We start from the raw sequence: 15,078 nt of genomic DNA, 5'->3' as shown, positions 1-15,078 counted from the left end.
TTGTAGTGCGGTTGTCTATTCGCTGGTTTCTTCAGTGTCAGATTCATTGGCGTGGCTGTGACTGACAGATGCTTGTGTACTGTCGGCAGCAATGGCTTTTTCTAATGCTTTCCAAGCTAAGGTCGCACACTTGATGCGTGCAGGAAACTTCGCCACCCCCCCAAGCATGGAAGCATCGCCTAAACGATCGCTTTGGGGAATGTCATTTCCTTGGACGAGCTCAGAAAACAAGCCTGAAAGTTCACCAGCTTCTGCTAGTGTCTTACCGATAATCGCATCCCCCATCATGGATGCACTGGCGGTACTGATGGAACAGCCTTCGCCAGTAAAGGCGATGTCTTTGATGGTGTCTCCTTCGACAGCGAGCTCCAAGTGGATCACGTCGCCACAGGTAGGGTTATTCAATTCGACTTTGTACGTTGAATCATCCAAGGTGCCTCGATGATGTGGATGGCTGGAATGATCCAGAATGACTTGTCGATACAAATTATCTAATTTCGTTAGTGCCATGTTGGAAAAACTCCTTCGTCAGCTTGATGGCGTCAACCAGTCGATCGGCGTCCTCTCTTGTATTATACAGGTAAAAGCTGGCCCGTGCAGTCGCTGGGACTTGCAAATAGGTCAAGAGGGGTTGGGCACAATGATGACCTGCCCGTACCGCGATGCCTTCCATGTCTAAAGCGGTGGCAACATCATGAGGATGGATGCCAGATAGATTAAAGGCGATCACTCCCGTGCGTTTTGCTGCTTCTTGGGGACCATAGATGGTCAAACCTTCAATGGCTTGCAGTTTGGGCAAAACGTAGGCAGCTAAGTCTGCTTCATGGTCGTGGATATTTTCTAAGCCGATTTCTGTTAAGTAATCGACCGCTGCACCTAAGCCGATCGCGCCGGCAATATTTGGTGTGCCCGCTTCAAATTTCCACGGCAGTTCTTTCCACGTGCTTTCTTTCAGATGGACAAAATCGATCATTTCACCGCCAAATTCGACGGGCTCCATTTGATCCAGCCATTGCCGTTTGCCGTATAAGACACCGATGCCAGTTGGTCCGCACATTTTATGGCCAGAAAAGGCATAGAAATCACAATCCAGTGCTTGGACATCAACTGCCATATGTGGAACAGCCTGAGCACCATCCACCACCATGACGGCTTGGTGCTGATGCGCCAATTTGGTTAGCTCTGCAATCGGATTGATCACGCCTAAAACATTGGAAACGTGCGCGATCGAAACGATGGCGGTTTTGTCTGTGATCTGTTTCTTGGCATCTTCCATGTCCAAGGTGCCTTCTGGTGTCAACTGGATATATTTCAAGGTAGCTTTTTTCCGAGCAGCTAATTGCTGCCAAGGGATGATATTGGAGTGATGTTCCATATAAGAAATCACGATTTCATCGCCTTCATTGACAAAACGGTCGCCGTAGCTGCGGGAGACCCAATTTAAACCAGTGGTCGTCCCTCGAGTAAACAGCACTTCCGCCGTCTCACTCGCATGGATAAAACGGCGAACCTTTTCTCGTGCGCCTTCATAGGAATGGGTCGCCCGTTCTGCGAGGGTATGAACCCCACGATGAACGTTGGCATTGTCTTGATGGTAATAATCGGTGATTGCCTGCAGCACCGCCTCTGGTTTTTGCGTAGTGGCGGCATTGTCGAGGTAGATCAATGGTTCGTCATTTACGAGCTGATCCAAGATGGGAAACGCTTGTTTCACTTTTTGGGCATCGATCATGCGAGCAACTTCCCTTCGATAACGGTAACCAATTCTTGTTGCACTTCTTTGACTGGGATCGCGGTCAAGACGGAGCCTAAGAAACCACGAATCACCAAACGTTCCGCTTCTTCTTTGCGCAACCCACGACTCATCAAGTAGTACATTTCTTCTGGATCGACCCGTCCCACACTGGCTGCGTGTCCGGCTGTTACTTCGTGCTCATCGATCAAAAGGATTGGGTTAGCATCGCCACGAGCCTGGTCAGAAAGCATTAAGACTCGGCTTTCTTGTTGCGCGTCCGCTCCTTTGGCTCCTTTTAAAATGTGTCCGATACCGTTAAAGGTTAAGACGCCGCGTTCTCTGATAACGCCGTGTTGCAGGATATGACCAATGGAATGCGGTGCTTTGTTGGTTACGCGGGTATCGATCCCTTGTGTTTGGCGTCCAGCACTGATTGCGACCGCTTTGACTTCCGAATGCGCGCCTTCGCCTACAAGATCAGAATCAAAGTCTGCCACGACGTCGCCGTCATTCATGACTCCGATCGCCCAATCTACCATCGCATCTCGTAATACGTAGCCGCGACGATTCATATACGTAGTAATGTTGACACCTAACTGATCAATCGCAGAGAATTTGACCTTCGCGCCTGCTTTGGCAATTACTTCCACTACGATATTGCCTGACAGTTTTTTCGCTTGGTCGCCTTTGGTTTGGAAACGTTCCAAATAGCTGAACTCACTGTGCTCATCAGCAACGATCAAAATGTGTTTGAAGAAATGCGCTTGGCTATTGCCATTGTGGTAGAAAATCGCTTCAAGGGGTTCTTCGATCACCACGTTTTTTGGTACATACAAGAACATGCCGCTATTCATAAACGCCGCATGTGCTGCGGTCATTTTGTCTTCGTCCATTGGCACTGCTTTGGTCATATAGTATTGATTAACCAACTCTGGTACTTCTTTCATTGCTGTAAACAAGTCCGTAAAGATCACGCCTTTGTCGATCAACTCTTGCGGTAATTGCTCAAAGATCGTGGTGTCATCGAACTGAACGAGGGTCGGATGGTTATCCATCGCGTCAAAGGCAGGAACTGCGCCTGCCACTTCTTCTTCTGACAAAGCGTACTCACCAGCAAGTGCTTGTTCGTCGATATTGAACAATGGCCAACGCTCGTAACGCACCCGCTCGATTTTTGGAAACGCAAGTTCATCCACTTTCGCAAGGGCTGCTTGGCGTAATTCCAACATCCATTCAGGCTCTTCTTTTAACGCTGAAAAAACGTTGACTTGTTCAAGATAATCCTGTAATTTTGCCATTTACCTTGCCTCCTTACGCTTCTTCTTCTTTGTAGTCGATCCCTAACTCTTTACTGATCCCAGCATAGCCTTCTGCTTCTAGGCGTTTGGCTAAGTCTGCCGAACCGGTCATCACGACACGGCCTTCCATCATGATATGAACCACGTCTGGTGTGATGTAGTTTAACAGACGTTGGTAATGGGTGATGATCAAAGCGCCAAAGCCTTCGCCGCGCATTTCATTGACGCCTTTTGCTACGACTTTCAAGGCATCGATATCTAGACCAGAGTCGATCTCATCCAAAATCGCAAAGGTTGGATCTAGCATCAACAATTGTAAGATTTCATTTCGTTTCTTTTCTCCACCGGAGAAGCCTTCATTCAAATAGCGTTCCGCCATTTCTTCGGGCATATTCAATAAATCCATTTTTTCATCTAATTTTTTCAAGAAATCCATGACAGAGATTTTGTCGTCTTCGTCACGTTTGGCATTGATCGCTGCCCGCATAAATTCCGCATTGGTAATGCCTGGAATTTCACTTGGGTATTGCATCGCCAAGAACAGACCTAAACGAGCTCGCTCATCCACTTCCATTTCCAAGACGTTTTCGCCGTCGAACAAAATTTCCCCTTCTGTCACTTCATAATTCGGGTTGCCCATGATGGCAGCGGACAAGGTTGATTTCCCTGTACCGTTTGGTCCCATGATGGCATGGATCTCTCCAGTTTTTAACACTAAGTCAACGCCTTTTAAAATCTTTTTATCTTCGATTTGGACGTGTAGATTTTTGATTTCTAAAACTGACATTTCTTTCCCTCCAGTATCTTTTCTTTCTCACTATTTTAGACTAATTGAGAATGAACTTCAAACGCTATTCCCGACTTTTTTAAAATATTTCTAATCTGTACATTGGAATTATTATAAAGTATTACATAGAGATAGTACATGGTTATTGTTCAGAAAGTCGACTATTTTTGAAATTTTACTTTTATCTTTCAACTATCTTCTTTTCTCTATTGTTGAAACCTTGTATTCTTAGGAAATCAAAGTGAAGGACCCTCACTCGTTTTTTGTGAGGGTCCTTCACTTTTTCCATCCTGCTGTTTTTTTAACTATAATGGAAAATTAAAGTTCATCATAAAATGCTGTGCAACGTTAATCAGTTCTTTTTTTGATAGTTTCCCTAAAATTTCAATCTTTCTACCGCCACGCTCGGAATAATCTAACGTATAAACTTGCTTTGTATTTACTTTACTCCCAGGTTTCAATTTATCGTGTTGAATATCGACAAAGTAAGGACGCTTCCTATCTGTACTCGTTATTGGACAAACAATGATCAAATTTGAGGTGTAACTGTACTCATCCCTGCTGATGACTAAAGCAGGCCTGCGCTTTTTGATTTCACTCCCTTTCGAGGGATCAAAATCAATAAATACAAGAGTCCCTTGTTCGAGCCTATTCATCAAGCAGCCTGCCTTCAACAATAAAATCAGCAGCTAGCATATCTTCTTCATCAACAAATTCTTTCTCTTTCGCAGCTAAAAAATAATCATCGATCTTAGGAATCAAGGAAATCGTACCATCGTTTTCTTTGCTGATAAAGTAGGTCTTACCAGCAGGAATCTCAAACTTACTTGCTAGCGTGACCATTACCGCATTTCCTTGCTTTCTTGTTTTCACTGTATCCAAAACAATCACCTTTCCTTCATGACATATATAGTCTATTTTACCACGTAATTACTGTAATTACAAAATACAGCTAGGAGATCAGCCCCTTTTTTACTAGGTACTTTACTATACGCAAAATGCATCTGATCAATCATCAACAACGAAAGAGGACACGAAAAAATTTCGTATCCCCTACCTTCACTTCTGCTGTGCCCATTCTTCTCGCAAGATGCCATACTTGATGGAATCATAATAGGTGCCTTCCCAGAAACGGACTTTGCGGATCTGGGCTTCTTTGGTCATCCCTAGCTTTTCTCCTAGTTTCATCATGCGGTGATTGCCCGACCACGTGGTGTACCCGACACGCTGGATATGAGGCTGTGATTCAAACAACTCATTGATCCACTGGCGAATTGCTTGGCTGCCAATGCCTTGATTCCAAAGGGAAGCATCATAGATGGCTATCCCGAATTCCAACCACTGCTGCAAGGTATTGTCTTCCCAATAAGCGGTCGCGATCCCCACGATTCTACCTTGATAGCTGATCGCTTTACGTAACGGGTTGTCGATACAGCTAGCGCCAAACCCCGTTCGAAATTCTTCCCACGTCAATACGGGGTCTTGGAAATACGGTCCGTCCCATTTTTTCCATTCTAAATCTGCCTTTGGTCCATAGCTGATCGACCAAAGTTCAGCAAGCATTTCTTCGGTAATCGGTTGAAGTGTGACTGTTTCTGCCATTTTCAAGCCCCCCTTTCTCCTAAAGAAAGTCGTCTCCTTAAACGGTTCTTCACACATTGTGAAGCGCCGTTTTTTTGGTACAAGTGATTCATGTTTTGATTGACGATCAGTGCTTATTTCCCGAAAAGCTTTTGGAGAAATCCTTTTTTCTCAGAGACTTCCTTTGTTTCAGTCACCTGAAGCGGTCCAGTTTCCTTCACGACTTGCTGAAAGCCACGATTGTCTTGCAGCAACAGACCGTTTAGTTCCAGGATCCCAGACAGACTGCCAATCATCCGCCGCACTTCTCCCGCACTTTTGCCGAAAAAGCGCTGGTCGTCATTTGCTTCGGCTTCTTCCAAAATAACCAGCAGCTGCTGGATGCTTTGATTTTGTTCACCTAAGACGTACGACAACTGGTCAACTTCCACTGTTGTAGTTGCCGCTGACGGTACTAAATCTGTTATGAGCTTTAAGCTATCTAAATAATCCTTTAAGTCAAAAATGAACGTTTGTGCCGCTTCATTATTCATTAATTGGCTTTGACTCAATTTTCTTTGTAGCGCTTCCAATTCACTTGAACGTTTAGAAAGTTCGCTTACGATCGTTTCTGTATCCATATGCCACCTCCTAATGACATTGTCCCGTTTTCTCTTTCATCCGTCAAGAATTCGTCGGACTTTTTTCTGCGTTTTTACCGATCAGACCTGCCTATTGCTCCTGTTGGTACTTTGTCGGTGCACAGCCATAGCGCTTCGCAAAGAGCCGATTAAAATGGTTGATGTTTTGGAACCCAGATTGAAACGCCGCCTCTCGAATCGTTAGTGTTTCGTTGCTGCGTAAATAAAAAAACTTTTGAAACCGAGCTTGCAATAAATCTTCTTTGGGCGTGGTATGAAAAAATTGTTGATAGAGCTTATAGAATTGGCTTTTACCGATGGAAAGCTCTCGGCTAAACTGGTAAAAATCCCATTGCTGTTCGCAATTGACTAACATTTTCAACCGCATCGCTTGAAACAGTTGATAGTGTTCGTTTTGTGGTTGCGGGATGCTTTCTTCAAAATTGCGTTCAAGTAAGACCAATAGATTTGTCATATACGCCGCGATCAATTCTTCCGTGTGCCGTTGTGGCAACAAGAATTCATGATTGATCTTTTGGATCAATTTGTTGATTTGTTGAATATTTTTCGGCTGGAACAGTTGGTTACAAGGGATCGCATAGGTTTCTTCGATCACCTGATCCGTTTGAAACTCAACAAAGCTATTAAAAAAATCTTCTTTGCCACGATAATCTTGATAGACGGTTGGAGGAAAAAGAATGCAGCTACCTTTTTCACTAGTTTCTTGATGACCATCTTCAAAAGTGAAAACCATTGGAGACAACGTCAACACGAAAAGATAATGCTTTAAGCCAGAGGGGCGATAAATATGATCGGAAACAGCATTGTGCATTTGAAATCCTGAATAGGTTACGTTCAACTTCTCACTCCTTCCTACTTGCCTTTAGTATAAAGAAAACGGACAAAACGTCAATAGAATAAGACAGAATGTAGTGTTTATTTTCATGGACTATCGCTACAATAAAAAAAAGAAAGGGGTTGCAACATTGAAGAAAACTACGATGTATTTAGACAAACACTTTATTTTGGCACCAGTCGACGAACGGATCTACGGCTCTTTTGTGGAGCACTTAGGGCGCTGTGTGTACGAAGGGATCTATCAACCAGAAAGTCCTTTTGCCGATGAGCAAGGCTTTCGTCAAGATGTCGCTGCCTTGATCAAGCAGTTGAATGTGCCGATCGTCCGTTACCCAGGAGGCAATTTCGTCTCTGGGTATAAATGGGAAGATAGCGTCGGCCCTAAAGAGCAACGGCCAGCAAAAATCGATTTGGCCTGGCGGGTAATCGAAAGCAATCAGTTCGGCTTAAACGAATTTATGGATTGGGCCAAACAAGTCAATACAGCACCGATGATGGCGATCAATCTTGGGACACGAGGAATCGAAGCAGCGAAAAACTTGATTGAATACACCAATTTAAAAGGCGGCAGCTATTATAGTGACCTCCGTCGTGCCCATGGGGTGGCCGATCCTCATGACATCAAACTTTGGTGTCTAGGCAATGAAATGGACGGTCCTTGGCAAGAAGGACATAAAACAGCCGATGAATATGGCCGTCTCGCAGAAGAAGCTGGCAAAGCGATGCGTCTGGTGGACCCAACGATCGAAACCGTCGCTTGTGGTAGTTCTTCTCTCACGATGCCGACCTTTGGCATGTGGGAAGATACAGTATTAAGTCATTGTTACGATCAAGTCGACTACATTTCCATGCACCAATATTATGGCAACCGTAACGGCGATAGCCAAGATTATCTAGCAAGCAATGTCGCAATGGATCAGTTCATCAGCCAAGTCGCAGCGATCTGTGATGCGGTGAAAGCCAAACGCCGAAGCAAGAAGACCATCAATATTTCCTTCGACGAATGGAACGTCTGGTATCACTCAAATGAACAGGATCAAAAAATTGAACCTTGGAGTCAACACCCACCACAATTAGAAGACGTCTATCACTTTGAAGATGCGTTACTCGTCGCAAGCATGATGATCACGATGCTTCAGCACGCAGATCGCGTCAAAATCGCCTGCATGGCACAGCTGGTCAACGTGATCGCACCGATCATGACTTCCGATACTGCCGCTTGGAAACAAACGATTTTTTATCCCTATGAAATGATCAGCAACTATGGTCGCGGTCACGTATTGCATAGCATCCTTCGAGGGGCTGATTTCGATAGCAGCCACGGAAAAGCTTCTTATGTGGATGCCATTGCGATCGAAAACGAAGATGACTATTTGACCTTTTTCTTGGTAAATAAGGATTTGCAGGATGCCAATGAATTCACTTGCGACTTGCGTCAATATGATTCATTGCAAATCGCTACCCATCAAGTCTTGCACCACCCAGACTTGCATGCTGTCAATACCGAAGCAACCCCGAACAACGTTGTGCCCGTCAATGGAAAAACAGCGGAATTGAATGACGGCATTTTGCGTGTCGTCTTGGAAAAACAAAGCTTCCAGATGCTACGCTTGAAGAAAAACGGCAGCAAGTAACGAGCCTATCTGTTTGAGCAAAAAAGCAGCAGCCTTGGTGACATCCTGAAAAAATGAGACTTTTACGGAGTGGAGACATCCACTCCTTTTTTACGATCCACCGCCCTGTTCAATTGCTATTTTTCGCATTCTTAACTGATCTGGGCAAGAAGCCGGCAACTGCCAGCTTGCTTTCTCAAAAAAAATGAGACGACAAAAGAACACCCTGCGGCAGCTAAGATACCGCAGGGTGTTCTTGATTCATTGTTTAGCCGTTATAAGCATCAACGATGATTTGTTTCAATTCAGAGATTAGTGGTTCTTTTGGATTTGCTGTTGTACATTGGTCTTCGTAAGCCAATTCAGCCATGCGATCAACTGTTGTATCTAGTGTTTGTTGAGTGACGCCTTGCGCTTTCAAGCTCATGTCGATACCCACAGATTGTCCTAATTCGTAAACAGCTGTTGCCAATGCTTCAACCAATTCAGCCGTTGTTTTGCCTTTAAGGCCTAAGAATTTCGCAATGTCTGCGTAATCTGTATCGGCACGGAAGAAGTCATATTTAGGGAACATTGCATGTTTTTGTGGGTCTTTGGCATTGTAACGGATAATGTGCGGTAAAAGAATCGCATTTGTACGTCCGTGAGGAATACCATATTCACCACCGATTTTGTGGGCTACTGAGTGACAAATACCTAGGAATGCATTGGCGAAGGCCATACCTGCCATTGTTGAAGCATTATGCATTTTTTCGCGAGATTCCATATCAGGTGTTTTCACTGATTTTTCTAAGTAGTCAAAGACTAACTTGATTGCTTGTAAGCTCAATCCACGAGTGTAATCAGATGCCATTACTGACACATAAGATTCGATCGCATGAGTCAAAACGTCCATTCCAGTGTCTGCTGTAACAGAAGCAGGTACTGACATTACGAATTGAGGGTCAACGATTGCAACATCTGGTGTCAATGCGTAATCAGCTAATGGGTACTTCACGTGTGTTTCACTGTCAGTGATAACCGCAAATGGGGTTACTTCAGAACCAGTACCAGACGTTGTTGGGATACAAACGAATTGCGTTTTTTCTGGTTTGTCGATCTTGTAGGTCCGTTTACGGATATCTAAGAATTTTTGTTTCGCGCCGAAGAATGAAGTATCTGGGTGCTCATAGAACATCCACATGCCTTTGGCAGCATCCATTGCTGATCCACCACCAAGGGCGATCACTGTATCTGGTTTGAAATCAACCATCATTTTTGTTCCAGCGTAAACGGTGTTTGTTGATGGGTTTGGTTCTACGTCAGAGAAGACTTCGATTTTCACGTCATTTTTACGACGAGCAAGTACTTCACGAACCGTATCGCAATAGCCGAATTGAACCATACCAGGGTCACAAACGATCATGACACGTTCAACGTTTTCCATTTTCTCCAAGTACATTAGAGAGTTCTTTTCAAAGAAGATTTTTGGTGGCAATTTAAACCATTGCATATTATTTCTCCGTTTCGCTACAGTTTTCACGTTGATCAAGTTCACGGCAGAAACATTTCGTGATACAGAGTTTTTCCCGTATGAACCACAACCAAGTGTCAATGATGGAATCATTTCGTTGTAGATATTTCCGATACCACCTTCTGCAGATGGTGTGTTAACTAAGATACGGCAAGCTTTCATGCGTAGGCCGAAGGCTAATTGCAAGTCTTCGTTTTCAGTGTGGATCACCGCTGTATGGCCTAATCCGCCTAAATCAAGCATTGCTTCACATTTTTCGAACGCGTCTTCTGTGTTGTTTGCTTTGATCATTGCTAAAACTGGAGAAAGTTTTTCTCTTGATAGTGGGTAATCAGCACCGACACCGTCAAGTTCAGCGATCAATAATTTTGTTCCTTCTGGTACGTTGATGCCTGCTAATTTCGCGATATCCATTGCTGAATGACCAACGATTGCTGGATTTACGGCATATTTCCCTTCGTTCATCACGGCATCTTCAAGTTTTTGTAATTCTTTTGCTTTTACAACGTATACTTGATGTGCTTCAAATTCTGCTTTCACAGAGGCATAGACTTCTTTATCAACGATCACTGCTTGTTCAGAGGCACAGATCATTCCGTTATCAAAGGTTTTTGATACGATCAAGTCATTGACTGCTCGTTTCACTTTCGCTGTTTTTTCGATATACGCAGGTACGTTCCCTGGTCCAACACCTAATGCAGGTTTACCAGTTGAGTATGCTGCTTTGACCATGCCAGCCCCACCAGTTGCTAATACGATCGCAATTCCTGGGTGGTTCATCAATAAGCCAGTCGCTTCGATTGATGGATGTTCGATCCATTGCACACAGTTTTCAGGTGCCCCAGCAGCGATGGCTGCATCACGAACGATACGTGCAGCTTCTGCTGAACATTTTTGTGCAGATGGGTGGAAAGCAAAAACGATCGGGTTACGTGTTTTCAAAGCGATCATTGCTTTAAAGATCGTTGTAGATGTTGGGTTGGTTGTTGGTGTTACCCCACAAACGACACCAACTGGTTCAGCGATTTCGATCAAGCCTTTTTGTTTGTCTTCATTGATCACGCCGACTGTTTTGTCATGTTTGATACTGTTCCAAATATATTCTGAAGCGTACATGTTTTTGATTGCTTTATCTTCATAGATACCACGGCCAGTTTCTTCTACTGCCATTTTAGCTAAAGGCATGTGTTTGTCTAATGCTGCCATTGCCATTTCATGAACAATGTGGTCCACTTTTTCTTGATCAAAGCTTTCCATTTCTTTTAACGCCACATTTGCCTTCGTTGCTAAATCGTCGATCATTGCTTGTACGTCGATTGTCACTTCTTTTTCCAATGTCTTAGCCATTGTTTGTCCTCCTAGTTTTTAAACAAGTTTTGTTTGTTAACTACTTCACATACAAATCATACAACATCTTTTTTTGTTTGTAAATAGTTTTTGTGATTTTTTTCACAGTTTTATTAAACTCCCTTTAAATTAAGCGTTTTCAAGAGGTTTTAAGGAAAAGAAGTGGACAAAAGTTTCGGTTTTTATTAAGAAAAATGTCATGTGCTCAGTTGAACAATAGGTTTAAAAAATTTTTGTTCACTTTTGAAAAAAATCACTCTTCCTTCTACTATTTTATCTAAGATTGCCGTATACTCCCTCTAGTATTCTACCCTTCTTTCAATGGCTATTAGTGTCTATTGAGGACAAAAAAACGACCAGCCATCGCTGATCGTCTTTCTCTTTAAAACAAATCCTCTTGGTCTACTTCTGTTAGAGGCTTCCCGTGGGCAAGCTGGGAAACAACGTGCGCCATCTTTTTGTAGGAATCATTCAATCCAATCCCGCCTTTTTTCGGCATCTTCAAAATATAGATGTCTTTGGCATAGATTGCCACTGCTGGGTTTTCCTCTGACATCGCTGCAGCCCCTGGAATTCCTTGCGCATTGAATACTTTCGTCAATCCTGCTGCCATTTCGCCAAAATTAGGATAATGCATCGCAGGTCCGCAAAGAACGGCATCTGCTTCAAATTTTTTGGCAAACCCCACAAATTTTTTATTCACTTCTTCTTGATGCTCGTGATAATATTGGTCACCACAATAAAGCGTTGCAACGATTTGTGCGTCTTGCTCTTGAAAAAGTGGATTCAAGGTTCGACCTGGACCAAGGGCAGCTTTTTTGCCGCTTGGCGGCAACTGAGCATTTTCATCACTTCCCATCCCTGCAGTGACATGATTGAGAATCAAAATTATTTTTTTCATGAGCGGCGCCTCTTTTCTTATAGATCATCAAAATCGAAATCGTCAAAATTGATTTCCTCTTCTTCTTGTTCAACGGCATCCGCTTCTTCTTTTAGATATTGATTATCTAAGACTTTGATAAACGGATAATAAATAGCCATTCCTAAGAGGATCAACAAGACTTGTAAAACAGACGCTTGCCAACCACTGACTAAGAAACCAGAAATAATCGGCGGCGTGGTCCAGGGCAGTTGAATTCCATTGGTATAGTTGACTAACCCAAGATCCATACAGAAGTAAGAGATAATAATATTGATCGTTGGCACTAAAGCAAAAGGAATCAGCAGAACTGGATTCAAGACGATCGGTAACCCAAAGATGATTGGTTCATTGATCCCAAAGATACCTGGTATCAACGATAACTGTGATAGTTTTTTGACCCTTTGGCTTTTACAGACTAAGATCATGACTAAAATCAAAGACAATGTCGAACCGCCCCCGCCAAAGGTCGCGAACATGTCTTGAAATTGACCGGTGATGATGTTAGGAATTTCTGCGCCATTCTTGAAAGCATCTAAGTTTTCAATAGATAATGCCCGTAAGATAGGGTTGAAGACAGCGCCGACCACACTGGAACCATTGATCCCAAAGAACCAGAAAAAATGCAAAAATAGGTAGGCTATGATCATGGCACCTAAAGTATTTCCTAAACTTAACAACGGTGTCTGTAAGAACTTAAAGAGGATCTCTTGCAGATTGCCATAAGACGTCAAGTTGGCTAACCAGTTGGCGATCATAAAAACCGTCACGATCACAAAGCTGGGAATCAATGCCTCAAAGGATTTCACCACGGTTGGGGGAACACCGTCAGGCATTTTGATCGTCCACCCTTTGCGTAATAACGCAACGAACATTCTGGTGGAAATCAAGGCAACGACCATCCCTAAGAACAAACCGCTAGAACCCATCCATCGTAATGGCAGGCTGCCAACTTCATATACTTCCGTAGAGCCTTCTGGTGTGAAAACGGTCGTAAATGGTGTCACGATAAAAAAAGAAACGAGTGAAATAATGGCTGCTTGCATGGCATCAACTTTAAACTGTTTTGCCAAACTATACCCGATCCCACCAACGGCTAAAATCGTCATAATGTCAAAGCTGGCTGTTGCTGGCATATTCAACATCGTTGCCCAGTTGTCTCCCAGCAAACCGCTCATCATCTCGTTCCAATTTGGAATCGGAAAATTGGTCAAGACTAAAAAGAGTGAACCCACGATCAACAACGGTGTGGATAATAAGAAACCATCGCGAATCGCAATCAAGTATTTGTTTTCACCAATCGTCTTTGCCATCGGTGTTAACACTTTTTCTAACCAGTTTAAAAATTTCTGCATTTTTCTTCCTCCCATCTGCGTGCTATCTGGCAGATAACACGTAGTCCCCTGTTACTCCAACACTTTTATTACTTTGCTTTGGCTTTTTTGATCAAGCTCAAGGCATCTTTCAATGCTCGTTCGCCATCCATCATGCCGTATGCTTCTGTCGCGATCGTGCCGACTGGAATCCCCATTGGCTCGAAAGTTGCTTTCATTTTGCTATCTAAGTGTCGTACTTGTGGACCTAACAAAATAGCGACTGGTTTTTCTTGTTCGACTTTTTCTTCTGCGTGGATCGCAGGGAATGCTTCGATCGTCAAAGGCATGTTGTGCTTTTTGACGACTTCCATCATTTTATTGACCATGATACTCGTTGACATTCCAGCTTCACAAAACAAATAGATTTTTTTCGTTGCCATATCCATTCCTCCAATGTTTGTTTTTCTCAATCGCGGTTGTTAGACCGGCGCTTTGATTCGTTTTTCATAAGCCTCCAACCATTCTTGCGTGATGGGTTCGATCACGGTTGTCTGCTCAGGTCCTGGCGTTGCCATAAAAATAGCTGGCGCTTGATTGGTGGTTGCGACACTAAAGGTAAATTCTACATTGGTTGCCACGCCCCAGCGCCCCTGTTTATCTAAGGCGATCAGCGAGAAGGCGCCGGCTTTGCCGTAGCGCTTCTTCAATCGCGCTTCAAAGTCGTAAACGGCTTGATCACATGCTTCTTGCGGTGCTAGCCCTGCTCCCATCAAACGGACGATCTCGTAGGAAAGGCAGCCTTTCATCAAGTCTTCCCCTAACCCTGTGGCGGCGGCACCGCCGATTTCACTATCCACATAAAAACCAGAACCAGATAACGGTGAATCGCCGACACGACCGCTTTTTTTCATAAATAAACCAGAACTAGAGGTTCCTGCTGCCATGCTTTGGTGTTCATCTAGCGCAACTACTCCCACTGTATCGTGACCGTCATAGGGATTGAGGTTGTTGGCTGCGATCTCTGCTTTGCGCTTTTCCCAAATGGTTTTGGCTCGCGGTGTCAGCATCTCTTTGGGCTGGAATCCTTCGGCAAGCGCATAAGCGACCGCTCCTTGGCCGATTCGAAAACTATTGAATTTTTCCTCACTTAGGCGGCGTGCCACGGAAATAGGATTTTCCACATCGACGATCCCAGCGACGGCACCAATTTTGAAGGTATCACCATCCATGAAGGCAGCGTCCATTTCCAACACGCCTTCTTCGTTGGGCAGCCCGCCATACCCCACCGATTTATAAAATGGATAATCTTCCACTGCTTTAATGGCTGTTTCTACTGCATCTTGGCAGGAGCCTTGTTGTTCTAATATTGATTTAGCAGCGAGCACGCCATCGTGTGCCATCCGCCATGTAGCAATCATTCCCCACATAAATATCCCTCCATTTTTCATAGCGCTTTCAAGTATATTCTATACGGTATATACTACTATGTCT

Annotated in this window: 15 protein-coding genes; 1 reads left to right on the top strand and 14 read right to left on the bottom strand. The window is 43.9% G+C overall.

The window, feature by feature from the left end:
- Positions 1 to 15: 15 nt before the first annotated feature.
- From sufU to IGK85_RS02355, 9 genes are all read right to left on the bottom strand, one after another.
- Entirely contained in the window at positions 16 to 510 is a 495-nt protein-coding gene (sufU, locus tag IGK85_RS02395) for a Fe-S cluster assembly sulfur transfer protein SufU (RefSeq protein WP_005232105.1), read from the bottom strand.
- Entirely contained in the window at positions 488 to 1,732 is a 1,245-nt protein-coding gene (locus IGK85_RS02390) for a cysteine desulfurase (RefSeq protein ID WP_008376033.1), read from the bottom strand. Before IGK85_RS02390 ends, sufU begins: the two co-directional genes overlap by 23 nt.
- Entirely contained in the window at positions 1,729 to 3,033 is a 1,305-nt protein-coding gene (sufD, locus tag IGK85_RS02385; protein ID WP_008376036.1) for a Fe-S cluster assembly protein SufD, read from the bottom strand. Before sufD ends, IGK85_RS02390 begins: the two co-directional genes overlap by 4 nt.
- Positions 3,034 to 3,046: 13 nt before the next feature.
- Positions 3,047 to 3,820, bottom strand: coding sequence for a Fe-S cluster assembly ATPase SufC (sufC, locus tag IGK85_RS02380; protein WP_005232112.1), 774 nt, complete (start codon positions 3,818 to 3,820; stop codon positions 3,047 to 3,049).
- A gap of 305 nt (positions 3,821 to 4,125) precedes the next feature.
- Positions 4,126 to 4,476 (bottom strand): type II toxin-antitoxin system PemK/MazF family toxin, encoded by a 351-nt coding sequence (locus tag IGK85_RS02375; RefSeq protein ID WP_005232114.1) that lies wholly within the window; start codon positions 4,474 to 4,476, stop codon positions 4,126 to 4,128.
- Positions 4,469 to 4,693 carry a type II toxin-antitoxin system PemI/MazE family antitoxin gene (gene mazE / locus IGK85_RS02370; protein WP_429968901.1) on the bottom strand — a complete coding sequence of 75 codons (225 nt, stop codon included), beginning with the start codon at positions 4,691 to 4,693 and terminating at the stop codon, positions 4,469 to 4,471. The genes IGK85_RS02375 and mazE overlap by 8 nt, the downstream gene beginning before the upstream one ends.
- A gap of 186 nt (positions 4,694 to 4,879) precedes the next feature.
- Positions 4,880 to 5,422 (bottom strand): GNAT family N-acetyltransferase, encoded by a 543-nt coding sequence (locus IGK85_RS02365; protein ID WP_008376042.1) that lies wholly within the window; start codon positions 5,420 to 5,422, stop codon positions 4,880 to 4,882.
- A gap of 113 nt (positions 5,423 to 5,535) precedes the next feature.
- Complete coding sequence (locus IGK85_RS02360; protein WP_008376045.1) at positions 5,536 to 6,021, bottom strand: hypothetical protein; 486 nt, start codon at positions 6,019 to 6,021, stop codon at positions 5,536 to 5,538.
- A gap of 91 nt (positions 6,022 to 6,112) precedes the next feature.
- Positions 6,113 to 6,880: an AraC family transcriptional regulator gene (locus IGK85_RS02355; protein ID WP_008376047.1), complete on the bottom strand. Its 768-nt coding sequence runs from the start codon at positions 6,878 to 6,880 to the stop codon at positions 6,113 to 6,115.
- Positions 6,881 to 6,965: 85 nt separating this feature from the next.
- On the opposite strand from IGK85_RS02355, the gene IGK85_RS02350 reads away from it, so the two are divergent.
- Positions 6,966 to 8,513 (top strand): alpha-N-arabinofuranosidase, encoded by a 1,548-nt coding sequence (locus IGK85_RS02350; RefSeq protein ID WP_008376048.1) that lies wholly within the window; start codon positions 6,966 to 6,968, stop codon positions 8,511 to 8,513.
- Positions 8,514 to 8,760: 247 nt separating this feature from the next.
- On the opposite strand, the gene adhE is transcribed toward IGK85_RS02350, so the two are convergent.
- From adhE to IGK85_RS02325, 5 genes are all read right to left on the bottom strand, one after another.
- Positions 8,761 to 11,352, bottom strand: a complete 2,592-nt coding sequence (gene adhE, locus IGK85_RS02345) for a bifunctional acetaldehyde-CoA/alcohol dehydrogenase (RefSeq protein WP_008376050.1) — start codon at positions 11,350 to 11,352, stop codon at positions 8,761 to 8,763.
- A 382-nt stretch (positions 11,353 to 11,734) separates the two neighbouring features.
- Positions 11,735 to 12,253 (bottom strand): GrdB-related putative oxidoreductase, encoded by a 519-nt coding sequence (locus tag IGK85_RS02340; RefSeq protein ID WP_008376052.1) that lies wholly within the window; start codon positions 12,251 to 12,253, stop codon positions 11,735 to 11,737.
- Between the two features lie 17 nt (positions 12,254 to 12,270).
- Positions 12,271 to 13,626, bottom strand: a complete 1,356-nt coding sequence (gene celB, locus IGK85_RS02335) for a PTS cellobiose transporter subunit IIC (protein WP_008376054.1) — start codon at positions 13,624 to 13,626, stop codon at positions 12,271 to 12,273.
- Between the two features lie 68 nt (positions 13,627 to 13,694).
- Positions 13,695 to 14,027, bottom strand: coding sequence for a PTS sugar transporter subunit IIB (locus tag IGK85_RS02330; RefSeq protein WP_005227348.1), 333 nt, complete (start codon positions 14,025 to 14,027; stop codon positions 13,695 to 13,697).
- 39 nt (positions 14,028 to 14,066) lie between these two features.
- Positions 14,067 to 15,014 (bottom strand): N(4)-(beta-N-acetylglucosaminyl)-L-asparaginase, encoded by a 948-nt coding sequence (locus tag IGK85_RS02325; protein WP_008376063.1) that lies wholly within the window; start codon positions 15,012 to 15,014, stop codon positions 14,067 to 14,069.
- Positions 15,015 to 15,078: the final 64 nt, after the last annotated feature.

The organism is Enterococcus sp. AZ015 (assembly GCF_050499225.1).
GTDB classification, from domain to species: Bacteria; Bacillota; Bacilli; order Lactobacillales; family Enterococcaceae; genus Enterococcus_D; species Enterococcus_D entomosocium.
This window is presented reverse-complemented; position numbering and strand designations above follow the sequence as displayed.